The organism is Candidatus Zixiibacteriota bacterium (genome assembly GCA_036480375.1).
GTDB lineage: Bacteria > Zixibacteria > MSB-5A5 > GN15 > JAAZOE01 > JAZGGI01.
The window spans coordinates 1-25,253 of the sequence record JAZGGI010000044.1 but is presented as its reverse complement, the minus strand read 5'-3'; the positions used below and the strand labels follow the sequence as shown (position 1 = coordinate 25,253).

Below are 25,253 nucleotides of genomic sequence, written 5' to 3'. Positions count from 1 at the left end.
CCATTAACCCGCGGATTGAACGCGAAAGTTCCTGACCAACACGGTTTTATTCCCGCACCGATCCGTAATTTCAATCTTGAGGATATGCTTTCCGGGAGTGAGCCGCCAATGAGGTTTGGACTTAAATGTTTGCCGTTCGGGATCAAATTCCGGAGAAATCCACCTATCGTCAATCGTTACGTCAAAATTCAAATCATTCTCAATCTTCGATAATTCATCATCGACAATAAATCTGATTTCCGGATGACTTATCTTAACACGGCCGTTTTCCTCAATATTCAATGATTTTATTTTGGGCGCGGTCGTATCGGCAATGAGCGCTACCAGCCCGGCCCCGCCTAAATCAGAACTAAGAATACCGGATGTTTTATCATATTCTCCGCCCGCCCAGAGCCATCCTTTTTCATCATGATAAACATATAAGCCGATCTTATCAATATTAGGCGACTCACCAATAGCGCTTTTCAAATCTGCCCAATCAGCAAAGGACATAACCGCGGGAAAAATCTCAAACGGAGTCCCAATATAATACCCGGTTTCCGGAGCGGCCGTAACAGTATCTTTAATCCTTAGAAGCAGATCGGCAAAAAGATCATCGGATTCAAAATGTAGATTGATGCCTTCCTTGAGTGAAATATCGATCTCTGCGCCAGCCTTAACATGATGAATCGTATCATTCAGGCTATCCGGCAAGAATCCAATCGGTCCCCGTGTAATGATTGATTTAATTTTAGTAATATCGTCACTCGGTTTGAAAAACAAAGAAAACTTTGTGGTGTCATATTTGCGGTACGACAATCTTTCCCTGCCGGCATCAGTTACAATTTCCGCCAGCAGCCAGTTGATAGACGGATAGGCGGTGTATGCATTCAGCAGTAGTCCGTCATCGATTAACTCAACCGTAATCGAATCAACCGCTTTTTGTCCGGCTGGTCGGATATTATTGGTCGAAATATTATAGGCCGGAAACAAAATACCATTTTTCTCAAAACGAATCTGATAATGAGGCCATTGCGAAAAATCAGCCTTCAAACGCAGACTATGATTTGTATTCTCAATTGCCGGAAAAACCCTGACCGGCAATGAGCCGCTATCGGGATGAGTAATCAACACTGAATCATAATAGGATGAATCGATTCCCTGAGCGTATTTCAATTCTATCAATGTATCTTCAACTGTTGCCCGATTAAATGGCTCCAAAATCTCCGAATTGACTAAATAATAAATGACAAAACTGAGAGATCGTCGATTGCCGAATGAATCGTAAGCCTCAATGCGAATATCATGAAACCCATCCGATGAAAATTCTATTGTCCCATCGCCGTTAGCAGGCGTCGCGCATCCTGAAAAATTATTTCCAATTCGACGATAGAGATTATAAACTCGTTTGTAATTTTCCTTTTTTCGCTCATCGTCGTCTTTATCGAGCAGGCTATATAAATTTTCTTCATAAGGAATGCGTCGGTAATCGATTGAATAATATTTCTCTCCGTCTACGTATAACGTCAATTTTGAAGCCCCAAGAGTAAACGAGCCGTGCGTAATAATATCCGAGACCGCTGCTTTGACTCCAAATCGTCCACCGACCACAATTGTATCGCCCAAAAAATCGCTGTTTTGGCCAGATCTTTTCGGAATGATTTTCTTCTCGCGGGAGCCATCTTCAAATAATGAAAAATCATCCAGATAGGTTATCCAGATCGCCTCGAAATCGGGCGCTGATTTATCATTTATGCCAACATTGAAATATAAGGGATTTAAAGGACTTTGATTTTCATCGCGAATTTCAAAATGCAGATGAGGCGCCCCCGCTCCCGTTTGTCCGGACCGGGCAATAAAATCGCCCCTTTTTACCGGCAACTCGTCGGGCTCCGGAGATATGTCCTGATAATATCTTTCCGATTCTATCTGCCTTTTCTGAAGATAAGTTCCGATATCCCAGTTGAACTTTTGCAAATGCCCGAAAACGTAAATTCGTCCCGAATTCCCTTTTAGATAGAGACCTTTACCGTAACCGTTATAAGATGTTTTTATCCGAAAGACATATCCATCTTCCGGAGCATGAACACGGGCGCCTTCTTTTCCTCCGGTTCTCAGGTCAACGCCCATATGAAATCTACCCGGCCGAGTATCTCCGAATCCGGAAGAGAACTGCTTTTGAAGTTTCAATGGCCAATAATAGCTATCATTAAATTCTGATTCCTGTCCGAAACACGGGCTGAATAGAAAAAGCATAACGACCGATATATTTCTAAGATAATGCATTGGGGCAAGTTAATATTTAATTACCTCAGGGCAATTATTTTTTTACGTGAGACGATTCCAATCGTTTTGAAAAAATGGCTTGCCATGCCAAATGAATTGGCTATATTGTTTAGCTAATTTTCACCGGTCGGGGAAAAAATGACCGATTGAAATGTAAAGCGATTGCGGTAATGGGAATTCTTGAAGGAGTAATTCGAAGATGCTTAGTAAATTTCGCAAGATGACAAAAGTCGTTATCTGGATTGTAGTTGTTGCTTTTGTAGGGACGATTATCTTTGCCTGGGGTATGGATATTACCCGGAGTAAAACCCAGCAAAACATTATCGGAGTAATTGACGGCGAAGATATAGATTTTCAGTATTACCGAGTTTATCTTGATAGACTTCGTCAGCAGGAACAGGGTAACTCCGACGCAGAAATGGACATTGCTACTCTGAATAGAATTCGCCGCGAAGCCTGGGATAATCTGGTTGCCGATTTTTTAATGACCCGCGAAATGGATAAGCGCAATATTTCTGTTACCGATGCAGAACTTTATCAATTTTTAAAATATTCCCCTCCTCAGGAATTTCAGCAAGATCCTTCATTCATGAACTCGGAGGGCCAGTTCGATTACCAGTTATACCTAGCCGCCCTGGCCAATCCCCAGGCCAGTCAGTTATGGATACAAGTTGAACGTTATTATCGCCCGGAGTTACGGCGGATGAAGCTACAAAACCAGATTGCTTCAACCGTTCGCGTTGGTGAAAATGATATCAGGGAATATTACCTCAATAATAATGAGAAAGCCAAAGCTGATATTATCTCAGTCGGAATTTCCAAATATGTCAATCCCGGTCCCGAGATGACCGAAGAAGAAATTCAGAATTATTACCAGACTCATCTGGATGAGTATGAGGTTGAGGAACGGGCGTCTCTGGATTTCGTTTCTTTTTCCAAGGAGCCGACTGAAGGCGATTGGGATTTGATTAAGTTTGACGCCGAGCAGATAAAAGCACAACTTGACGACGGAGAAGATTTCGCGGAATTAGCTATAGCCTACTCTGAAGGCCCCACAGGCCCGAACGGCGGTGATTTGGGCTGGTTTGGACCGGGCAAAATGGTTCAGGAATTCAATGATGCCGCCTTCGCGATGGAAGTTGGAGAAATTTCCGAACCTGTCAGAACTCAATTCGGATGGCATATAATCAAAGTTGATGAAAAGCGCAAAAACGACAATGGCGAGGATGAAATCAAAGCCAGCCATATTCTTCTCAAAGTAAAGGCTTCATCCGAAACTCTCGACCGAGCCTTCGAAAATGCCCAGGGTTTTCTCGAAATTGCCGAATCCAACGGTTTTGAAACCGCCACCGGGCAATTTGAACTTGAAATACAAAACACCGGTTTGATGACCTTAAATAGACCTCTGGCCCAATTCGGGTACGACCGCCGCTATAATAACTTCGCATTTAAGAATGAGATCGGTACTATTTCACCGATTTTTGAAAACGACGCCTCTGTAATCGTCACCCGAGTCGCTGAAAAACGGAATGCGGGGGTGGCATCGTTTGAGGAAGTGAAAAGCGAAGTACAAGGCGATCTCAAAAACCATCTCGCTCTTCAAATCTGCGAAAGTGAAATTAATAAAGTCTATCAAGCCATTCAGGACGGTGCCGAATTCAATAAAGCCACTCAGGACGCGGGATTAGAGATTATCTCTACCGACCTTATTTCCCGGGATGGTTTTATCAAAAATATCGGCCGCGAACTGATAGTCATCGGAACCATGTTCCGTCTCCAGAATCCGGGTGATCTATCAAAGCCGGTAAAATATGATCGCGGCTGCGCTATAGTCAAACTTCTCGAAAGACAAAGCGCGGAGCTTGATAAATATGGCGTCGTTCGCGATTCGCTCGAACAAAATCTGCTGCAGACGAGAATGAACGAAACGCTAAATTCATGGTATATCGATATGCTTTCCTCGGCCAAAATTGAAAACTATATTGATGAGTTTTTTACGACCCGATGAATTTTTGTTTTTTCTCAAAAGCCCCGATTTATCGGGGTTTTTTTTTGTATCCTTAACCGATCTCCGGGAGTATAATTACCGACAGTTGAGGGATATGAGATTATGCTGCCCCTAAAAGATAATAATCCGACTGGTCGGTTTCCGATTCTTACGATAATACTAATCGTCGTGAATTGCCTTGTCTATATATATCAAATGACCCTCTCGCCCCGTCTCGAACAGATGTTTATATTTCAATTCGGTCTCATCCCTGTCGAATTGACAAGTTTTTCGGACATGACTCCTGACGTTCCCTTCCCGGTTTGGATATCGCCTTTTACTTCGATGTTCCTGCACGGCGACCTGATGCACCTGGGCGGCAACATGCTCTATCTCTGGATTTTCGGTAATAATGTCGAAGACTACCTGGGGCATTTCAAATTCCTCGGATTCTATTTTATCTCCGGGCTCGCCGCCGTGTTATTATTCACTTTATTCAATCCGAGCGGGACTGTTCCCTTAGTAGGCGCCTCCGGAGCCATAGCCGGCATCCTGGGTGCCTATATGGTCGTCTGGCCGCGCGCTAAAGTACTCACCTTCATCTGGATATTATTTTTTATCAGAATCCTCTGGCTTCCCGCCGTTTTTATCCTCGGTTACTGGTTTGTAATTCAACTGTTAATGGGTCTATCATCATTGGGAGCATCGCAAAGCGGCGGCGTGGCGTGGTTTGCTCACGTTGGAGGATTTTTATTCGGATGGGTTTTTATTCGTTTGAAACATAAAAGGCGGTCTGCCTCAAATAATATCGCCACCCGGGATTCCGATTATTATAACCGTTAGCATTAATTGTTAGAGATCAAAGAATAATAACTTCCCAGCATCAACGAATTAATCGCATTTTCCTTTATATTATTTGAGTGTAGCAAAGCCACCGGAACCGAACCACCAATTATAAGACTGCCCATTTTGGCCTGACCAATTTTAGTTATTGCATGATAAATAGCATTGGCAACGTTAATATCCGGCGCGATTAAAATATCCGGATCCCCCGCGACTTCTGAAGCGACGCCTTTATCCTCGGCAACCTTTTTTATCATTGCGCAATCCATCGATAAGGGGCCATCGATTAAGCATCCGTCAATTTCTCCTTCGATATTCATACTCTTTAGCCTTTCGGCCTCAATAGTCACCGCCATTCCCTGATGTACTTTTTCAACCGCGGCTAATATTGCTGCTTTGGGTAATTCCACTCCGAGAATTTTTGATAAACCAACTGCATTCTTAATAATTTTCACTTTATCAATCAAATCGGGATGGGAATTAACAAACGCGTCGCAAAGCATAAACGTCTTATGATAGACTTCATGCTCAAAAACGGCCGCATGACTCAAAATTCTATCAGATGTTATAAATCCACTCGATTTATTTTGAGCCATTTTCAAAAAATCAGTTAGATAATTCTCATCCAGAACGATCAAATCAATCTGTTTATCATTAGCCATACCAAGGGTGCGACTCAAAGCGTTAATTATATCGGCTGCCTTAATAAACGAATTGTTATCATCTGCCGAGTCACCCGCCCCTATAAACAGCGACCGTAAAACCCTATCTTCAGTCAGTTGTTGAATTGATTTAAGATTATGATCATCGTCTGAAATAATAATGGCAGATCCTGGGCATGTTTGTTTTTTGGCTAATTCAATTACCTGCCGATTAAGCTCATCAAAACTTTTTATTATCGCCATTTTTATTTCCCCTCGTCCATGCGGCGATAATAATCGGAGACCAAACAGGCCAGCGCGATTGACGCTTTCTTACCGATTATCGGGTCGGTTCGGGATACTACCGATACCGGTATCTTTGACCCGATTATTACTCCCGTAAAAATCGCTTTACCAAAGATAATCATACTCTTAGTTGCCAAGTTGCATTCTTCAATACTTCCGTAGATAACGGCATCGACTTCGGATGTTAGAGCATCGGCCAGATTCATCGGTTCCGGCAGTACATAATCGGAAAGATTTTCTTTTTGGATTAGCTTAAGCAATTCCTGAGATTCATATACCAGATGATTATTCGTGGTATCTTTGTTTCCAACCAATATCGCCGTTCGAAATGGCTTTATTCTTAATGCCTCGGCAACAGCAAGGGCATTTTTAAATATATCAAATCGCTGCTCAATAGTCGGCTTGACCGTCATTCCACCATCACTTGCCAGAAGAAGTTTATCCCGTCCCGGTATTGTCAGAACCGCTATATGAGATAGCGTCCGGCTGATTCGCAAATTAAACTTCTTATCGAGAACGCCTTTTAGTAGCGTCGAGGTTGAGACAAAACCTTTCATCGTCACATCGGCTTCGCCTCTCGCTGCTGTTCCGACCGCGCCTTTAACCGCCTTGCTATCATCCGGCTGGTCAAATATCCTGAATTTCCCGATATCGATTTGATCCCTTTGGGCTACTTCCTCTATTTTGCCTCTATCGCCAAATAATAAGGCATCACATATTCCATCATCGTAAGCTGATTTTATAGCCCCCAAAACATCAGAATCGTTTGCCACCGCCACGGCTATTCGAAATCTGCCGCGCTTGCCGCTTATTTTTCGAGCAGCGTCAATTATTTCATCCGATGATCTAATCATAGAATTCGTTCAATTAACCCGCCAAAAATTAATCATAAGTTTTTGGTTGTTCTTCTCCGCTAATAACACGAATAGCCGCTTCAGCCAGGGCCTGCATTTCTTTCTCACCCGGGACAATAATAATCGGGGCAATGAATTTAATATACTCGGAGATTATCTCGGCCAACATGACCGAATACGCCATCCCGCCTGTTAGAATTATTCCATCGATGTTGCCTTTCAGGACAACCACCGCCGCTCCAATTTCTTTGGCTATCTGATAGCACATGGCCCGGTAAATCAGTTCGGCAGTCTTGTCTTCATCTTCAATCATCAGCTCGACCTGGCGCAAATCGCTATGCCCCAAATATCCCAAAAGACCGCTTTTCTTCGATAGAATCTCTACTACTTCATCCCTGGAATATTTGCCGGAAAAACATAAATCCACTAATCCCCCAATTGGCAAGGCTCCGGCCCGATCGACCGAAAACGGCCCCATCCCTAAAAGACCGTCATTGACATCAACTATGCGCCCTTTCTCCAGTGCCGCTATCGAAATCCCTCCACCCAGGTGAGCCACAACATAATTGACATCTTCAAGCTTTTTCCCCACCCTGGTGGCTTCCGCCCGGCCGACGGCTTTGATATTCAGACAGTGTGAACGCGATTTTCTGACAATCCCGGGCACTCCCGATATTCGCGCCACATCGGTAAAATTATCAACCGTAATCGGATCAGTGATATAGGCAGGGACATTGTAAATCCTCCCAAAATAATCGGCCAGCATCGAACCCAGATTGGAAGCATGATTGGAATAGCGCGACATACGCACATCATCGAGCATATTTTCGGAGATAATGTAGGTGCCTCCTTCCAAAGGTTTAAGAGGGGCGCCTCTTCCCGACACAGCCGCGAAATTTTTGTCGCTGTTCGGTAAACATTCAAGCCATTTCTCAATTTCAGTTTTCCTGAAATCAAACTGCTCCGAGACCAGGTTGAATCGGCCGAGGAACTTCGCATCATGCTTGATATTTTCGTTATGCAATTGTTCATCGTCTCTGAATACGGATACTTTGGTCGAGGTGGAGCCCGGATTTATAACCAGTATCAAATTAATTTTATCAGTCATCAGTCACTCCGAAATAGGAATTTATCTGACGTAAAGGCTATTTATCGGTATTTAATGTGTCCGTCGAATCAACCGTTGGATGTATTACCGGGTTTTCGATATAATAAGTCGTCAGAGAATCAGTAAGATTTCTGATTCGTCCCCAGATTTCCGGCCACTTTTCCGAATCATTTTCCAATGATTGTTGAAAAAACCTCACCGAATCGGCGTTGAAATTATGGGCGGCATAAATCGAATCGCGAGCTCGAAAAAATCTCTCCGGCTCATTGCGATATAATTCGCCGACAACCCGGGTCCCGGCGTAAACCTGAGCAAATAATTCGGATTTGAGCGTTATCTCTTCCGATTTATTTTTAGTCGTGTACCAATAGCCGACGGCCAATAATATTATGACGACATAAAATATGATCTTGCGATAATCCAAAGATACTAACTTTCGGTTGTCTTTTTTCGTATTATCGTTTAATTAAGCGAAACAAGAAGGTAATATGTCAAGAGATATATCCGACAAGGCAAAACAAAATTGGCGGGAAATTCTTTCGGGCGGTAAGTTTGAATACCCGGTAACCCGAAGAAAATCGCGGGCGGTAAAAATCGGAAATGTTATTATCGGCGGTAATTTTCCGGTCGCTATTCAATCCATGACCACTACCGATACACGCGATATCAAAAGTACCGTCGCACAAATAAAAAGTCTTGAAGAGGCCGGGTGCGAAATAATTCGCATCGCGGTCATCAACAAGAACGCCGCGACTTGTCTGGGACAAATAAAAAAACAAATCTCGATTCCGTTAGTCGCCGACATTCATTTCTCATATAAATTAGCCTTACGAGCTATTGAAGAGGGGGTCGACAAAATCCGAATTAATCCCGGAAACATAGGTCCCGACTGGAAAGTAGACGAGGTTGTCAAAGCCGCCAAAGATGCTGAAATTCCTATCCGAATAGGCGTCAATTCAGGTTCTCTGCCTCAGGATTTACAGGAGGAATTCGGTCATGAAGACCCGCGGGCGTTTGTCGGAGCGGCTCTCCGCGAACTCGAACTTCTTGAAAAGCATGATTTTTATGATACCGTCATTTCCCTGAAATCAACCAACGTCAACTGCGCCATCGCCGCCTATTCAATGCTGGCTGAATTGGTTGACTACCCTCTTCACCTCGGCATAACCGAAGCCGGTACCGAATTCGCCGGTTCCATAAAATCAGCGATAGGCATCGGAGCCTTGCTGGCCAAAGGGATCGGAGATACTTTGAGAGTTTCTCTGACTGCCGATCCGGTCGAAGAGATCAAAGTTTGTCGCCAGATTCTAAAATCTCTGGAGATGAAAAAAGAAGGGGTTGAGATTATCTCCTGCCCCACCTGCGGGCGTTGCCAGATCGATTTAATAAACCTGGCTAAACGGATTGAAGAAAAAACAAGCCATATAAAAACGCCCCTGAAAGTCGCCGTGATGGGCTGTATTGTCAATGGTCCCGGCGAGGCCAAGGCAGCCGATATCGGCGTTGCCGGCGGCGCCGGTCAGGGAATTTTATTTTTGAAAGACGGGAAACAGGTGACTTATAAAGAAGACAAGCTCGAAACCGTTCTTCTTGAGGAAATAAGAAAAATCACCGGAGAATAATCTCTTATTTTATACTTTTTTGCGGCGGTAGTCTAAATTTTTACCAATTATTTACCGATTTTATTAGAGATAGGTCTGATTGGCTGTTATATGAAAATTACATAATTTAGTGAGTGTAATATAAATGAGGGATATTTTATTTTGTAATTGGGACAGTGACGCCAGTGAATTTTCCCAAAGCGATTTATTCGATATAACTGATTTATCGAATTATAATGTTGTTTTTTTCGACCCTATGAATTTTGCCATAAGAAATGGATATCGCAAAAACACCGCCGATTTGCGGCGTGCCGAATATATCGATCGATCCGAAAGGGAATTCTTACAATTTCTGGCCAAAACCAAAATGGCCTCGCGATTGATTCATAATTTCCTTTTCGCCGGAGGATTGTTGGTTATCCGATCCAATTTCCCGATATCTTACATTCGTGTCAAGAAAATGAGTTCAGCCGGAGTGGCGACAAATCAATATACGGAATCTATTCTATCGATATTTTTCTGGCTCGAAGATTTTTTGGGTAAATATTCCTGTCAATACGGCCCGATTCACGCCATGCGCTTTAAATCACCGAACTCTCATCTCTACAGCCTACTGGGGCGGACCGCCGTCGAAACTATGATGTCCATCAATTTCAGCGAAAAAGAGAACCTATCAATAATCGCCGAAGCGACGGCTTATCCGCATCATCCCGTTATTCAAAAAATATCTCAATCATTCGGCCCCGGTGAAGTTTATATTATTCCCAAGTTCTTATCTTCGGATGAAAACAGTCTTCTGGCCAAATCTTTTTCCGGCATTCTTCATCATCGACGACATGATCAAAAACGCCCGAAGTGGATTGAAAAATTCGAGCAAAAAATCGAACGGGTTAATCCATATAATCTAAAAATCGTGGATCTTCAGGAAGAAATAAAAGTCATCGAACGAGCCATTAAAAACAACCAGGAGTTATCTCTCATGGCTGAAGGATATGTAGATTTGCTCTACACAACTGGCAGCGATTTAAAAGGCGCCGTCGTTAATGCCATGCAAACTCTGGGATTTCAATTTCCGCAGATTCCGGAGACTATCAGCGGAGCCGATTTTGATGTTTATATGCGCGACAAAACCGCCGTCAATATAGCTGTGGAAATCATTTCGGAAAAACTCGATCCGGTCACTTTGGATTTATTCAACAAAGTCATCAATAAAATCAACAAATGTCATCACGATTATAAACCCAGGTGCATTATCGTTGCCAACGCCCCCTGTGAGATGACCCCGGAAAGCAGAAACTCGGCCTTTACCGAAGAAGTAATTTCCGCCAATTTGAAACAACGATGCTGTTTAATATCTTCAGTTGATTTATTTAGTATCATGGTCAACGTCCTGGAAAACCAATTTTCTCCGAGAATTGACGCGGTTAAGGAATTTATTCGGGAAGATATTGTTAGGGCGAACGGGCCCTTTAAATCGAATATCAGAAAATATCTAAAAGCTACAACAGTATAATAAATCATAAAAAAAGGGCGGCCAAAGACCGCTCTCCATTTAATCCAAATCAATTATTTTATTATTCGGTAGTGGTAATCGGCATCGGCATGGGGCGTTTGGCCAGTTCACTGTCAAACATAAACATTCCCCCCGCTGAATCCTTTACCATTCTTATCTTCGCTAAAATTTCATTGACTTGATCTTCCTCCTCTACCTGTTCATCAACGAAGAATTGCAAAAAACTGTGAGCCGCGTGATCTTTTTCTTCCAGAGCGATATCAACCAGATTATTAATGTGCGTTGTCACCGATTCCTCATGTTTGAGAGTTTCTTCGAAAGCGTCAAGCGGGGATTTCCATTCTTTGGGCGGTTTTTCGATTTCCAAAAGTTCCAGACGCCCGCCGCGGCTGGCGATAAAATCATAGAACTTCATAGCGTGCATCCGTTCTTCTTCCGCCTGCATTCGCATCCAATGCGCGCAACCTTTCATATCCATATCCTCAAAATATCCCGCCATAGCCAGATAAAGATATGAGGAATAAAACTCGCGCTGCATCTGCGCGTTGAAATTCTCGATTATTTTTTTACCAATTGCCATTTTTTCCTCCCGCTTAATTCTCACATTTTGTCGCTCAATATATTTACGGAGCATAAGTTTTAAGAATATTCTTATTCTTTTTCAAGATATACGTATCAATTAGCATCCGTAACAGCAGCAGGATAAATTTGTTTCCTTTAATTCAATGTTTTTTGCGTAAGATTAAAAGGCGTTTTTGAAATGCTCAATTTGACCCTTATAGATTGTTACAGCGTCAAATCGAATATCCGTGTCGGTAATTTGATTTTCTTTGATATATAATTCGGCGGCGTTTCGGAGTTTTTCCTGTTTACGACCATCAATCCATGTCGCCGGATGCCCCAGACTTCCCGCAGGCGAATTCTTAACTTCTACGAATACCAGACAATCTTGATCGCGGCATATAATATCGACCTCATAACGGGAAAGTCTTTTATTTCGATGAAGAATATCATAGCCCAGGAAACGCAAGTACTGAACAGCAGTATCTTCTCCGTCAGCACCCTTTTCCGCACGGGTTTTGGAATTCATGCCAGCGTTAATTCCGCCCGGGATAAGGCTTCGGCAACCGGTTTGAAGGATTTTCTATGAATCGGGGTTACTCCGTATGTTTTTAACTGGTCAAGATGTTCTGCCGTCGGATATCCTTTGTGTTTGGAGAATGAAAAATCGGCATACAATTTATCATAATGATCCATGATTCTGTCGCGCGTAACTTTAGCGATAATCGAGGCCGCTGATATGGAAGGGCAAATCGCATCACCGCCGACAATTGTCGCCTGGGCCAATTCCAAATTGGGGATCGGCTGATTTCCGTCAACCATTACAAAGTCAGGCTTTTTAGATAATTTGCATACGGCCTGAGCCATTGCCCGAAGCGATGCTCGCAAAATATTGATGCGATCAATCATCTCATTATCAACAATCCCAACCGCGTATTCCGCCCCTGAAGTAACGATTCGGTCGAATAAGATATCCCGCCGGGCTGCCGATAATTTCTTGGAATCGTCCAACCCCGGTATCATCCCACTATCGGGAAGTATAACCGCTGCAGCGACTACCGGCCCCGCCAAAGGTCCGCGTCCGGCTTCATCAACGCCGGCAATAATCTGCCGACCCGTCTCCCTCAATTTACTTTCCAGATCGCAAGATTCCAATAATTTGCCAACATCATCACCGAAAATAATTTTCTGTCCCATATTCCTAAATCCCCGTTTCTGTGACGGCTCAACCATCTGATTAATGTATATTATATATATCGGGCCAGGGCAACAAAGAATTAACACTTCCGGGGAAACCGTGGTCAAAAAACCGCCGTACAATAATATATGTTAAGGAAAATCGTCATAGTCCAATGCGATGTCGGACGCGAGTTGTCACTCGATGAAAATCTGGCAATTTTCAAACAACGGCCCGATTTTGTAATCCTGCCCGAATATTTCAATGTCAATCCCAAACTGCGAGATACTCGTCAAAATTCCCTCGACACTCTCAGGCGATTGAAATATTGCGGGATACTGGCGGAGCGATTCGAGACTATTCTAATATCCGGGACTGCGATCGAATCATACGAAAATGAATTTTTCAATACCTGCCATGTATTTGACAGGAACGACATTGTTGGTACATATCGTAAAACCAATCCCACCGCAAACGAACAAAAAAACTATATTTCTCCGGGGCAGAACCAAATCATCATTGAAATAAATAATGTTCGCGTATCGGTATTAATATGCGCCGATGTTTTATATCAGGCTAATTTCGACCGTTTACGATCTCTGCAACCTGATATAGTCTTCATCCCAACCACCTCGCCTTACAGGCCGCATGAACATGAAAAAGTTAAATTCGCGCGAGACAATAATATATTTATTGACGGCGCCCGTCGCAGCGGTGCCTACATAATTAAGTGCTGTGCCGTCGGCGAGTTATGGGGAGGCAAATTGCAGGGCCGATCGCTTGTAGCCGCCCCCTGGGGCATATTAAATCGAATCGCCCCGCAGGATGAAAACAGAGAACGTATTATATCAACAACTCTTGATATCGCCGATTTGCGCGAATTTCGAGCCAAGCAACGCATTATTTATTCTACTACCTAATTACCCCTTGTAAAAGCTCCTTATTCTATGTTTCTTAGTTCCGAAGGAGGACTATTTCATGGCAAAAGCAACTGTTAAATTCGTGGGGGCGATTTTTTTATTACTGTTTTCATTTTCACTGGTTAATGCCGATGGCGGTATGTGGCCTCTTTATGATTTGAACAAGCTACCCTTCGACAATATGAAAGCGATGGGCTTAAACCTGGAACTTAAGGAAATATACAATCCGGACGGGCTCGATATCTCCGATGCGGTAATAGCTATCCGGGGAGGTACAGCGTCGTTCGTGTCAGAAAACGGACTTTTAGTCACCAATCACCATATCGCCGACGGTTTTGTTCAAAAGCAAAGCACGATTGAACAAAATTACTTAAAAAACGGCTTTTATGCCCCCACAAAAGAGGACGAGATTGCCGCAATTGGATGCTATGTGAGAGTAACTTTATCGATCGAAAATGTCACCGATAAAATTCTGGGACAAATTGATCATATTTCTGAATACCTTGAACAACATAAGGCCGAACAGAAAGCCATAAATGCTATTATAAAAGAAGCCGAAAAAGACCGCGATGTCGAATGCCGCGTCGCCAAAATGTACGGTGGCAAATACTATATCCTGTATACCTATTTTAAGATAAAAGATATTCGCCTAGTTTATGTGCCTCCACAAGCGATAGGAAATTTCGGTGGAGAAATCGATAACTGGATGTGGCCCCGTCATACCGGAGATTTTTCGTTTCTCCGGGCTTATGTCGCGCCCGATGGATCATCCGCCCAATATTCTGAGGAGAACGTCCCCTACCACCCTCATAACTTTCTGAAAATATCTTCCAAGCCCCTCAAAGAAAACGACTTCACAATTCTAATGGGTTACCCCGGAAGAACCAGCCGATATCTTCCTTCCGCAGAATTGGATCATCTCGAAAACGAATATATACCGCTTTATATTGAGTTCTCGGAGAAAAGCCTGAATATTCTTGACAGTATCGCAGCCGCTGATCCTGAGATCGCTCTGCGTTTATCGAACAAACGGGGCGGTATCAGCAATTTTTATAAGAAACGAAAAGGTCAATTGCTGGGTCTCAAGCGCGCCAGAGTATTAAGCCTCCGGCGTCATATAGAAGATGAATTTACTAATTTTCTGACGAATAATCCTCAGTTGGGTGAAAAATACGGCCATGTCTTACCGGAATTGAGGCAAGCGTATATCGATATAAACCGATACTACATCCACGATTTTTATATGAGAAATTTGAGCCATTCCAGCTCGCTTTTATATTACGCCAATGCACTATATAAATGGGCCGTCGAACGTGAAAAAGATGAGTCCGATAGAAAACGAGGCTACCTGAAGCGCGATGAGGAGTATTTCCTCAAGGGCCTAAAGGAAGTACAGATAAACCTCATTCCCGAATTTGACATTGCTATGCTGAAGCGAATAATCAGAGAGATCCTGACCCTCCCGGAAGATCAGACGATTAAGGCCTTTACTTCGATATTCGCGGATGTACCGGTAGATAAACTACCGAAGAAAATTGACGAATATGTTGAAAATCTATTTGAAAAAACTACCATGATTGATGCTGACACCCGAGTTAATATGTTCAATATGACAAAAGCGGAACTCGAAAACCTTGGTGATCCCCTGATATATCTGGCTATTTCCTTGAAGCCCGAAAAGGATGCAATCGAAAATCGTGATGATACATTTAAAGGAGCCAGAAACCGCTTGATGCCGAAATTAATGGAAGCCTATTGGGAATGGAAAAAGGGCGATATAGCTCCCGATGCAAATTCGACCAAGCGCTTTAATTACGGTCAGGTAGAGGCCTATTCACCTCGCGACGGCATCCAATACGATATAATGACTACACTAACCGGTATCATGGAAAAGGAAACCGGTGAAAAACCGTTTATTGTCCCGGATAAATTAAAAGCAACTCACGAAGCTAAAGACTTTGGCGACTATTTGGCCCCCGACCTGAATGACATTCCCGTCAATTTTATAACGTCCAATTCGGGGACCAATGGCAGTTCCGGAAGCCCGGTAATTAACGGAGACGGCGAACTCATCGGACTCGATTTTGACACCAGCTTCGATGGTGTTGTGGCCGATTACTATTTTGATCCCGATTATACCCGGGCCGTCGTCTGCGATTCGCGATATATGTTATTTATTATCGATAAAGTATATCATCTTGACGAGCTGGTGTCGGAATTAACTATCACTAAATAAAATAATATGAAAAAAAAGCCCCGAACAGGCGGGGCTTTTTTTGTGTCCATAAATACTAATTATCACCGCCTAAAATAAGAGGCAAACCGTCTTTGCTACTTCCGATAATCACTACTTTGGTGTTGGGTGAGTTGGCCAGATTTTCGGTCGCCTCAATCCCTTTCCACTTAAGAAGCATTGGAGTTATCCCACTGGAAACAATTTTCTGGAAATCCGCTATACCTTTCGCTTCGATTTTCTTTCGCTCCGCTTCCTGCTGTTCCTTTAATAAAGTAAATTTCATCTTTTGCTGTTCCTGATCGGCCGCGAGCTTGGCGTTAATAGCCTCAGTTATCCTGGGGGGCAGACCGACATTACGAATAATGATATTTTCAATATTCACAAACTTATCGGTCAGGATATTTTGCATTTCGGTTAGAATTTCGGAAGCTATAATTTCCCTCTTGGTAGAATAAATCTCTTCAGGTTTATATTTGCCTACCACCGATCGACCCACGCCGCGAATAGCCGTAGCGACTACAGAACTATAGTAACGCTGACCGATAGTTTTTTGGAGCGAATCGAGTTTTTCGGGTATCGGCTTGAACCAAATAGACACCTCAAGAGAAATAGAGGCTCCATCGGATGAGAGTATCTGCAAATCCTCTTTGCGTTCATCTAACTGAGTCTTATAAACATAAATCGAGTTCCAGGGCAAATGCCAGTTGAATCCCTCATCATATATCGTGCCCATCTCGGTACCTTCACCAAACTTGTAATACTTCACCCCTCGATGCCCGGAAGGGACCTGGGTGCCGCATCCAACCATAAATAGCCCGGCCAGTAGCAGTGCCGCAATTGGCAAATAACGTGAAAATCTCCCTTGTACCATTTTATCCTCCTTTTTGTGATTTTTCTTAAGCACTATTAATATAGATTTATGTTGAGGAATTATTCAACAAGAAACATGCAGAAAAATTCAACAACTCGATTTATGAAAAACTAAATTAGCAAATGCCGTAATTATCGGCTCGTCGGAAAAACCAAGGGCTCGTCGCCGTCAATCCTGCGAAAATAATACTCAATCGTGTGATACTCATCATACCAGGGATTGGATAAAATCCAGAATTCATAAGCCACCAAGCCATTATCCCGGGAAAAATAAAATCCATAGCGCCGGCTCTCATGAGTCAACTGGCAATACAACAGGTTACTTAAAGTCATTCCATCGACCGTTAATGTTTTTGGGTAACTAACTAACCTGTGATAAACGGCGCTGGTATCGGGATAGTTAAATTCGAAATTTCGTTCAGATGGAACTACCTTCCCAGTATCCAAAAGTGGCACCGTAAAAGGCGGTCGCCGATAGTACATCCCGGTATCCCAAATGACGATTGCCCCCAACACCGACTCAAAACCGAAGGGCAAATCATACGTCAATCCGGAATCCGATATGAATTGATAACTGGCCGGTTCCTGCTTAACCGCGTAAGACCGGCCTCCATACCAGTACACCGAATTAAAGGAAAGCACACCATACAATCCGTCAAGTCGAATATCTCTGGTTCCGCCATTATTGAAATCGGCATAAGGCATTCCGGCCACATAACCGGTTATTCGTTCACCGGTATTTTCCCTGAACAGTCCGTTGCCGTCAATATCATCAAATGGGATTCCTTCACTCCAGGGATCATCGGGACTATCATAAGCAAGATTTCCGTTTAAATCATGGATAGAGACATTGAATGAATCTATACCGGCATCATAGATACCATTAGCATTTATATCAATAAATGGCTCGCCCAGAGATTCCTCCCAATTGACTATCGGTTCAAATATTTTCGAACCGGTAACAGTTGGGACAATTCGTTTTGAAAAAAAATTATCGGATGCGTTGATTCGGGCAAAAAACCCGTAATACAATCCACCTTCCTGGGAATTTAAGCTCGATTCAAATTCCTTGGCGCATCCAAAGATAATAAGAATCAGGATGATTCCGAATATAAATAAAATTGTCCTTTGCATAATCTATCCTACCTACCGGTTAATTAACTGATTAGCGAAATTTTGTCAATAGCTGCGCAATTTTTGAATAAGATATCCCCCGAAAAACAAATCTCTGCGCCTGGCCGTTAATTTCTATTCCTTTAAGACGAACCAAATAACGATATATAAAATTTTATCCGCGCTTCAAGTTTGGGGTAATTATGCTGTCTCCGATTTATCTTATCAGTTTTTGCGCAATTATCGCCTACACTTACGGGCAATATACCAAAAATGAATATCGAGAATATTTTAAAAATATGGGCTTGGGAACGGCAACCTTAATTCTCTTTTATGTTTTTACCAGTTCCTGCCCTGGCGTCGCGGTAGGATTTGTGCTCCGTCTTCTTCTAATCGCTATTGCCGCCAAATTCGTTTTCTGGGTCGTATATCGGATGAAAAAAGATTCCTATCGGAATCAACCCGGTAATATTGAAACCGGGGAATGGTAATTCTGCCTGTAATATTAAACCGCGGGATCATGCTTTAGCTTTTTCATTTTCCCGTCAATAGCCCCCAATATTGATGGTACAATATCTTCAATGTCGATTCTGGCCGTGTTAATACATAAATCATAAAAACAAGGATTATTAATATCCTGTCCGAACATCTTTCGGATTAATTCTTTGCGTTCAAGATCCGATTCCGCGATTGAGGCGATTGCCTCTTCACGCTCCATCGCTTTATATTTGATTAAATTATCTACCCGTTTTTCACGGGGACATACAACGCGTATATGAAAACCCTTTTCGGGCCCCAGAATAAAATTCCCACCTCGACCAACCAGGACAACCCCCCCTAGCTCAGCCATCGATAATATAACCAAATACAAATTTCGGGCGTAATCGACCGGATGAACCGCCTGTCCAATTAGAAAAGATTCAACCAGCATGGTAATATTGGAGCGGTATTTTTCATCCAGCGATTCGATAATATGTTTGCGGTAACCTGATGATTGACATATGGAGTCAATAACTTCGCGGTGCAATCGCTGATACCCCATTGCTTCGGCCAGCCGGGAAGCCAGGTACGATCCACGCGATCCATGCTCTCGTGAGACCGTCACAATCGGCGGTGGTGGTGGAGATGGTTCAAGAGCGACTGCGCGTTCTTTCTGCTGCATTTCCCACATACCGAATTGCCGATTTATAATTTGCTCGATTGACGCCATGAAGTCACCTCCCAAATAAATACGAATGGAAGGGAGTCAAATATGGCCTAAATAATTTTAGCGAATAACAACATCTTTAAGCAAATTCTGAGACTCCTGGCTATTCCAAATATCAAGGAATTTTTCGATGTACTCACTTTCCAAGGGCAAATATTTTTCGGAAATCGGCCGCCGGATAAAATTTTTAATAGTCGAATAGGCCGGAGCTCTCTTATTGCCCAGTTCCAGGGCCTTTTGATGCGCTTCCTGCATAAGGATGTCCGGCGAGACGATCTTATCGACCATCCCCAATGACATCGCCTGCGGCGGATCATACATATCCCCGGTCAATAGTATGGTCTCGGCATTACGCTGCCCCACCAGACCTATTAATACATCCGCGCTTCCCGCGAAAACTGGAACTCCTATCGCGATTTCATTGAGAGATACTTTGGCACGGTCCAGAATTATTATGCGGTAATCGCACATAATTGCCAGCATACATCCTCCGGCTACGGCATGTCCGTTCAAGGCGGCGATTACAGGTTTGGGAAATGTATAAATAGTATTATACAGAGCCGTAAATTTCGTTAAAAACCGTTTGAAATCTTCCCGAGAAAGTTGAATCAGTTCCGGGACGTCAAATCCGAAAGAAAAGAATTTTCCATGTCCGGTAAAAATAACCGACTTTATATCCGACTTTGATTCCAGATCATTAAATACTGATTGCATCTCATCGACCGTATCTTCATTGAAGGCGTTAACTTTTCCTCGTTTCAAAATAACTGTGGCTATATTTTCACTTTCTGTAATTTCCACATATTTCATAATTGATTCCTTTCATGGAAAAATAAATAAGTTATGTGGATAAGTTAACACATCAGGGATCAAATAAAAAGTATCAATAACAGCAGGCTTCAAAATTGCCCGAGCCGGTAATATCACTCAGCCAATCCTGTAATATTTCAGCCTCAGGAACCGGATTTTTCTGGGCCCAATCGCCGCATTGCTCAATCAGTATGGGAAAATATTTATCGGATGATTCGTCATATTTATATGCGACGCTGGTCATAGTACCGGCATCATAACATCTATGTGCCCGGGGCAAAAGAACACCTTCAGCCAGTTGGGGAATCAGATTTCGCATTTCAGTCAAAGATTCCGAATTGACAAATCCGATAAACTCAAGATTATGATTATATCGTTCCTTGAGAATATCGGACGTTACCGTATCCAAAATCGAAGCTGAAAAGAAAATATCTTCAGGATTATAATTATACTTAAATACACTGCCCCGTGAATCAACGAAATAACCTCGCTTTACTTTGCCCCATGCAAAATTTATGTAGCCAATTTCAAAAAGGAATTCCTGATTTAAATTCGGACATTGGGAGCACGGAGCCGGTCCTTTTTTGAAAACCGTATTTATCAAAAACACGACGTCTCCGACATTGACATAATAATCGCAATTAACGTCAGCATCGATTGATGATTCGATTTGCGGTCCACCGTTAAAAATAGATCGAATCAAATAAACGGCGTCCCCGACGTTGACATTCCCATCATTATTGCAGTCTCCGCAATTAGCTCCCAATACGGGATTTGTCAAAAACAAAATTAATAGAAGTAAAACTACTCCGAACGGAATCAACATCGGCCTATCAAAGCCGGTAAAATGAAATTTTGATTTCGGCATACCCATCCCCTGGATAAAGTAACCCAGGCAAAAGCGACATTAAATTAAATAAGCACCCCACTAATACAAAATAATTGATTGTCTTCATTCTGTCAACCGATAAAATCACTGCGCAATAACAGCATAATAAAGACAAGTCTAACATTTGCTTTATCGAAACGTATGATTATATTAATCAAATGATGATAAAAATTGTCTATTTTAGGGAGTAAACCATGCCGCGAAAATCAAAAGATATTGCTATTGAGACTCTGCTTGACGAGAAAAGAGTATTTAGGCCATCACCAAAATTCTCGAAAAACGCCAACGCTAAAAAAGAAATTTACAATTTATCCAAAAAAAATCCAACCGCCTTTTGGGAAAAGATGGCCGGTGAACTGGTCTGGAAGAAAAAATGGACTAAGAGTCTTCAATGGAAAGCCCCCGATGCCCGCTGGTTTGTCGGCGGAAAACTCAACGTTACCGAATCCTGCCTTGATCGTCACATCGCCAACGGACGAAAAAACAAAGCGGCACTCATCTGGGAAGGCGAACCGGGCGACCGAAGGACTTTGACTTATTTTGAGCTTTATCGATTAGTCAATAAATTTGCCAATGCTCTAAAATCGTTGGGGATTAAAAAGGGCGATCGCGTCGCGATTTATCTGCCCATGATACCTGAGCTTGTCGTAGCCTGCCTCGCCTGCGCCCGCATCGGAGCCATTCACTCGGTTGTCTTTGGCGGTTTCTCTCCCGAATCACTACGCGATAGAATTAATGATGCCGAGGCAAAACTATTGATAACTGCCGACGGAGGTTGGCGGCGCGGACAAATTATCCCCCTCAAACACGACGCCGATGTGGCTATTGCCGAATGCCCTTCCATCGAACATGTCGTCATCGTCAAACGGGGCGATTTCCTGTTGCGCATCAAGGAGGGACGTGATCATTGGTATCATCGCCTGATGCAGGAAGCCGACAATTATTGTCCGCCGATCTATGTTAACAGTAATGACCCCCTATTTATTCTCTACACCTCAGGAACAACCGGTAAACCGAAGGGAATTGTCCATACCTGCGGAGGATATCTAACCGGAGTTTATACTACTTCAAAATACGTCTTTGACCTGAAAGAGGATGATGTCTTCTGGTGCACCGCCGATGTTGGCTGGGTCACCGGTCATTCCTATGTCGTTTACGGCCCTACCGCCAACGGCGCCACACAGGTGATGTATGAAGGCAGCCCTGACTGGCCCGACAAGAATCGCTTCTGGCAAATCGTCGAAGATTACGGTGTCAATCTGTTTTATACCGCACCTACCGCCATCCGGACCTTCATGAAATGGGGCAAGCAATGGCCTGAAGAACATGACTTGAGTTCATTGCGGCTTCTTGGAACGGTCGGCGAACCGATAAATCCGGAAGCCTGGATGTGGTATCATAAACATATCGGCGGAGAAAAGTGCCCCATCGTCGATACCTGGTGGCAAACCGAAACCGGACATATCATGATTACGCCTCTCCCGGGCATTACAAAAACCAAACCCGGTTCGGCAACTCGGGCTTTTCCGGGAATAGAGGCGAAGATTCTCGATGAAAACGGTAAATTAATCAAGCAGGGCGGCGGATACCTTGCAATTACCAAGCCCTGGCCGGGAATGCTGAACGGTATCTGGGGCGACCGCAAAAGATTTATCGACGTTTACTGGTCCAAATGGCCCGGGATATATTTCCCCGGCGACGGAGCCAAAATCGATAAGGACGGCTATCTCTGGATTCTCGGGCGCGTCGATGACGTCATTAATACCGCCGGTCATCGCCTCTCGACAATGGAAGTCGAATCGGCCCTCGTCGCGCATCCCAAGGTTGTCGAAGCGGCAGTAGTCGGAATTCCCCATGAACTCAAGGGCGAATGCCTGGCGGCCTTTGTGACATTGGGAGGCGGTCAGGAGTTTACCGACAAAACCATTGGACAGTTGCGGGATTTTGTCGCGCGTAAAATCGGAGCTATCGCCAAACCGGATAAAGTTATTTACGCTCCCGATCTTCCCAAAACCCGGTCAGGCAAAATCATGCGCCGGCTCCTGCGCGATATTGCTACCGGCCGCGTCGCCGGAGATACAACTACTCTGGCCGACCCCGACGTCCTGGCGAGAATAAAAAAACGATATGAGGAGGATTGATTTATCCTTGCCGCATAAACGGGCGGGTCATGCAGGTCGGACCGCCGGCGCCTTTGCGAGAGATTTCATATCCTGAATAAGTTAGGACTTCCGCCCCGGCTGATTCAAGACGGTTTTTCGTAATCGGATTGCCTTCGAGCATGAGACATTTACGAGGCGCCAACGCCAGGACATTGCATCCCATCGACTCGAATTCTTCGTCCGGGACTTCGACCAATTGAATGCCTTTATCTATTAACAATTCTCGAAACGGAACCGGGAGCAGTCGCGAATAAACCAACGCCAGGTCTTTATCAATCGGACTGATTATCGACATCAAATGAAATACATCCGCCCGGCCTTCCCAATGAACCAGCGGTACCGTTATGACCTCCTTCGCGATTCCATTAACAAATTCTTTTAATTGACGAATCCCTTCATCATTGGTTCGGTACCCCCGGCCGACGACCAAAATATCATCCAACCAGATAATATCGCCGCCTTCGACTTTGCCGTTACCGGAGATACATCCCAGGATCGGAACATTTATTTTTTTGAAATACTTTTTAAGGTTATCAGGCTCACCGCTTCGTTCGGCCTTGCCCATATTGCATAAAATTATGCCTTTGTTAGTCGATATGGCTGCGTCTCGGGGATAAATCGAATCAATTCCGGCATTATCGTTTTGGGGCAAATAATGGATTTCGCACCCAACCGAGGCGATCTTTTCCACAAAGACCTCATATTCATTTAGCGCCTTATTAAAATCCGGACACTCATAATAATTCAGATTTTGCCATTGCTTATCGATATTTTCCTGACCGATATAAGCATCCCGGGCGTGTTTGACGAGTATCTTTTCAATTTTGCCGCAGTCATTTTGGACGCCGTATGTCATGCGATTTCTCCAGTTAAGATTCAATTTATTATACGCAATAAAATTATGGACTTCAATTTCAAAGTGAATTATAAAATTCTACCGGGAACGCATTCAAAATTTAACAATTATTAACATAACAATTTTACATCCATGCCGTCATAAAATCAACAAGACAATATTTGTGTTTCGTGTTTCGGCAATTACTGGGAGGTAAAAATGAAGAACGCACGATTATTTTATTACGCCCTTTTATTTGTTTTCATCTTGGGCTCATTTTCATCCGCCAATGATGAGACAAAAATTTACGGCCAGACTCCGCCGGGTTTGACTCCTGAAGTGTTCGCGCCCGATATAGTAAGTACCGGCAGTGAATTTTCATGCGCCATGTCCCCTGATGGTACGGAATTTTATTTCTCCCGATTTGGCACTAATCCCTACCATGCAATGATGTACGTTCAATTATCCGATTCGGCAATAACCGACGCGATTCGCTTTCCCTCACTGCAAAATGAAGACGCTTGGGAACCGGGATTATCGCGCGACGGAAACACGCTCTATTTCATAACATCCAAATCGGTTCCCGGCAGCACCACAGGATCGATCGATTTGTGGCGGATTGAACGAGTTGACGGCGAATGGTCTGCCCCGATCCATATGGAATCTCCTTTCAGCGAAATGAGCTCATTGTCGGTTTCTATTTCGGATAACGGAACGTTTTATACGACCGATAACAGGCGAGGTCAAATGGGTGCCGATATTGCTATTACCCGTAAAAATCATAACGGTAAGTATGAAGATTTCACGATTTTACCAAAAACTATTAATACTCCCGGAATGGACGCCTACCCCTCTATCGCTCCCGATGAAAGCTACCTGATATATACATCAATGGGAGACAGAAAGCCGGAATTATTCGTATCGTTTCGCAGCGCCGATGGCGTCTGGTCGCAGGCGCAGCCGATTGACCTGGGCGAATTGGAGACGGTCGCGCCGTGCCTGTCACATGACGGTAAATACCTGTTCTTCACTGCCAACAGCAACATATACTGGGTCAGCAGTGAGATATTTTTGCAGTTGAAACCGGAATAAGAACTAAATGCAAAATGGGTTTGTTTCCTCAGATTAACGTTTTGGGTCATATCAACAGGCGAAAGCCTGTTTTCAGCTGTCGCGCGGTGTATCCACATCATGTTAATAGTATTTGGTGCCGTGCAGGTGTCCACACCTGCGCGGTAAAAATGGGTTTGTTTCCTCAGATTAACGTTTTGGGTCATATCAACAGGCGAAAGCCTGTTTTCAGCTGTCGCGCGGTGTATCCACTTCATGTTAATAGTATTTGGTGCCGTGCAGGT

Annotated in this window: 23 protein-coding genes; 9 read left to right on the top strand and 14 right to left on the bottom strand. The window is 43.6% G+C overall.

What is annotated here, in order from left to right:
* Positions 1 to 3: 3 nt before the first annotated feature.
* On the bottom strand, positions 4 to 2,265 hold the full coding sequence (locus V3V99_13510; GenBank protein ID MEE9443676.1) for a M23 family metallopeptidase: 2,262 nt from the start codon (positions 2,263 to 2,265) through the stop codon (positions 4 to 6).
* A gap of 199 nt (positions 2,266 to 2,464) precedes the next feature.
* Between V3V99_13510 and V3V99_13505 the strand changes: the two genes are divergently transcribed.
* Both V3V99_13505 and V3V99_13500 read left to right on the top strand, forming a co-directional pair.
* Positions 2,465 to 4,273, top strand: coding sequence for a peptidylprolyl isomerase (locus tag V3V99_13505; GenBank protein MEE9443675.1), 1,809 nt, complete (start codon positions 2,465 to 2,467; stop codon positions 4,271 to 4,273).
* Positions 4,274 to 4,375: 102 nt separating this feature from the next.
* On the top strand, positions 4,376 to 5,095 hold the full coding sequence (locus V3V99_13500) for a rhomboid family intramembrane serine protease (GenBank protein MEE9443674.1): 720 nt from the start codon (positions 4,376 to 4,378) through the stop codon (positions 5,093 to 5,095).
* Between the two features lie 2 nt (positions 5,096 to 5,097).
* Here the strand turns inward: V3V99_13500 and V3V99_13495 are convergent, their stop codons facing one another.
* The 4 genes from V3V99_13495 to V3V99_13480 are packed head-to-tail and all read right to left on the bottom strand — an operon-like array spanning position 5,098 to position 8,428.
* Entirely contained in the window at positions 5,098 to 6,000 is a 903-nt protein-coding gene (locus V3V99_13495) for a phosphate acyltransferase (GenBank protein ID MEE9443673.1), read from the bottom strand.
* A 2-nt stretch (positions 6,001 to 6,002) separates the two neighbouring features.
* Positions 6,003 to 6,896 carry a phosphate acyltransferase gene (locus V3V99_13490; GenBank protein MEE9443672.1) on the bottom strand — a complete coding sequence of 298 codons (894 nt, stop codon included), beginning with the start codon at positions 6,894 to 6,896 and terminating at the stop codon, positions 6,003 to 6,005.
* 28 nt (positions 6,897 to 6,924) lie between these two features.
* Positions 6,925 to 8,004 carry a butyrate kinase gene (gene buk, locus V3V99_13485; protein ID MEE9443671.1) on the bottom strand — a complete coding sequence of 360 codons (1,080 nt, stop codon included), beginning with the start codon at positions 8,002 to 8,004 and terminating at the stop codon, positions 6,925 to 6,927.
* Between the two features lie 37 nt (positions 8,005 to 8,041).
* Positions 8,042 to 8,428: a hypothetical protein gene (locus tag V3V99_13480; protein MEE9443670.1), complete on the bottom strand. Its 387-nt coding sequence runs from the start codon at positions 8,426 to 8,428 to the stop codon at positions 8,042 to 8,044.
* 64 nt (positions 8,429 to 8,492) lie between these two features.
* Between V3V99_13480 and ispG the strand changes: the two genes are divergently transcribed.
* Entirely contained in the window at positions 8,493 to 9,626 is a 1,134-nt protein-coding gene (gene ispG / locus V3V99_13475; GenBank protein MEE9443669.1) for a flavodoxin-dependent (E)-4-hydroxy-3-methylbut-2-enyl-diphosphate synthase, read from the top strand.
* Positions 9,627 to 9,750: 124 nt separating this feature from the next.
* Positions 9,751 to 11,118 (top strand): hypothetical protein, encoded by a 1,368-nt coding sequence (locus tag V3V99_13470; protein MEE9443668.1) that lies wholly within the window; start codon positions 9,751 to 9,753, stop codon positions 11,116 to 11,118.
* A 61-nt stretch (positions 11,119 to 11,179) separates the two neighbouring features.
* Here the strand turns inward: V3V99_13470 and V3V99_13465 are convergent, their stop codons facing one another.
* The 3 genes from V3V99_13465 to V3V99_13455 form a co-directional block, all read right to left on the bottom strand.
* A complete protein-coding gene (locus V3V99_13465; GenBank protein MEE9443667.1) occupies positions 11,180 to 11,698 on the bottom strand; it encodes a ferritin in 519 nt (172 codons plus the stop codon).
* Positions 11,699 to 11,860: 162 nt separating this feature from the next.
* The gene (locus tag V3V99_13460; GenBank protein ID MEE9443666.1) at positions 11,861 to 12,208 is read right to left on the bottom strand and encodes a YraN family protein; all 348 of its coding nucleotides are present in this window, start codon (positions 12,206 to 12,208) and stop codon (positions 11,861 to 11,863) included.
* Positions 12,205 to 12,876, bottom strand: coding sequence for a ribonuclease HII (locus V3V99_13455; protein ID MEE9443665.1), 672 nt, complete (start codon positions 12,874 to 12,876; stop codon positions 12,205 to 12,207). The genes V3V99_13460 and V3V99_13455 overlap by 4 nt, the downstream gene beginning before the upstream one ends.
* A gap of 129 nt (positions 12,877 to 13,005) precedes the next feature.
* Here V3V99_13455 and V3V99_13450 point away from each other — a divergent pair, with 129 nt between their 5' ends.
* Together V3V99_13450 and V3V99_13445 are read left to right on the top strand one after the other, a co-directional pair.
* Complete coding sequence (locus tag V3V99_13450; protein ID MEE9443664.1) at positions 13,006 to 13,776, top strand: carbon-nitrogen hydrolase family protein; 771 nt, start codon at positions 13,006 to 13,008, stop codon at positions 13,774 to 13,776.
* A 58-nt stretch (positions 13,777 to 13,834) separates the two neighbouring features.
* Entirely contained in the window at positions 13,835 to 16,012 is a 2,178-nt protein-coding gene (locus tag V3V99_13445) for a S46 family peptidase (GenBank protein MEE9443663.1), read from the top strand.
* Between the two features lie 55 nt (positions 16,013 to 16,067).
* Here V3V99_13445 and V3V99_13440 read toward each other — a convergent pair whose 3' ends face one another.
* Complete coding sequence (locus tag V3V99_13440; protein ID MEE9443662.1) at positions 16,068 to 16,883, bottom strand: prohibitin family protein; 816 nt, start codon at positions 16,881 to 16,883, stop codon at positions 16,068 to 16,070.
* A 131-nt stretch (positions 16,884 to 17,014) separates the two neighbouring features.
* Complete coding sequence (locus tag V3V99_13435) at positions 17,015 to 18,016, bottom strand: hypothetical protein (GenBank protein ID MEE9443661.1); 1,002 nt, start codon at positions 18,014 to 18,016, stop codon at positions 17,015 to 17,017.
* A gap of 182 nt (positions 18,017 to 18,198) precedes the next feature.
* On the opposite strand from V3V99_13435, the gene V3V99_13430 reads away from it, so the two are divergent.
* The gene (locus tag V3V99_13430; GenBank protein MEE9443660.1) at positions 18,199 to 18,486 is read left to right on the top strand and encodes a hypothetical protein; all 288 of its coding nucleotides are present in this window, start codon (positions 18,199 to 18,201) and stop codon (positions 18,484 to 18,486) included.
* Between the two features lie 14 nt (positions 18,487 to 18,500).
* Here V3V99_13430 and V3V99_13425 read toward each other — a convergent pair whose 3' ends face one another.
* The 3 genes from V3V99_13425 to V3V99_13415 form a co-directional block, all read right to left on the bottom strand.
* Positions 18,501 to 19,205 carry a cytidylate kinase-like family protein gene (locus tag V3V99_13425; GenBank protein ID MEE9443659.1) on the bottom strand — a complete coding sequence of 235 codons (705 nt, stop codon included), beginning with the start codon at positions 19,203 to 19,205 and terminating at the stop codon, positions 18,501 to 18,503.
* A 57-nt stretch (positions 19,206 to 19,262) separates the two neighbouring features.
* A complete protein-coding gene (locus tag V3V99_13420) occupies positions 19,263 to 20,012 on the bottom strand; it encodes an enoyl-CoA hydratase/isomerase family protein (protein ID MEE9443658.1) in 750 nt (249 codons plus the stop codon).
* A 73-nt stretch (positions 20,013 to 20,085) separates the two neighbouring features.
* Positions 20,086 to 20,880, bottom strand: coding sequence for a dockerin type I repeat-containing protein (locus V3V99_13415; GenBank protein MEE9443657.1), 795 nt, complete (start codon positions 20,878 to 20,880; stop codon positions 20,086 to 20,088).
* A gap of 215 nt (positions 20,881 to 21,095) precedes the next feature.
* Between V3V99_13415 and acs the strand changes: the two genes are divergently transcribed.
* Complete coding sequence (gene acs / locus V3V99_13410; protein ID MEE9443656.1) at positions 21,096 to 23,042, top strand: acetate--CoA ligase; 1,947 nt, start codon at positions 21,096 to 21,098, stop codon at positions 23,040 to 23,042.
* Position 23,043: 1 nt separating this feature from the next.
* Here the strand turns inward: acs and V3V99_13405 are convergent, their stop codons facing one another.
* Positions 23,044 to 23,919: an arginine deiminase family protein gene (locus V3V99_13405; GenBank protein ID MEE9443655.1), complete on the bottom strand. Its 876-nt coding sequence runs from the start codon at positions 23,917 to 23,919 to the stop codon at positions 23,044 to 23,046.
* Between the two features lie 198 nt (positions 23,920 to 24,117).
* Here V3V99_13405 and V3V99_13400 point away from each other — a divergent pair, with 198 nt between their 5' ends.
* Entirely contained in the window at positions 24,118 to 24,990 is an 873-nt protein-coding gene (locus V3V99_13400; GenBank protein ID MEE9443654.1) for a hypothetical protein, read from the top strand.
* The last annotated feature ends 263 nt before the right edge of the window (positions 24,991 to 25,253 follow it).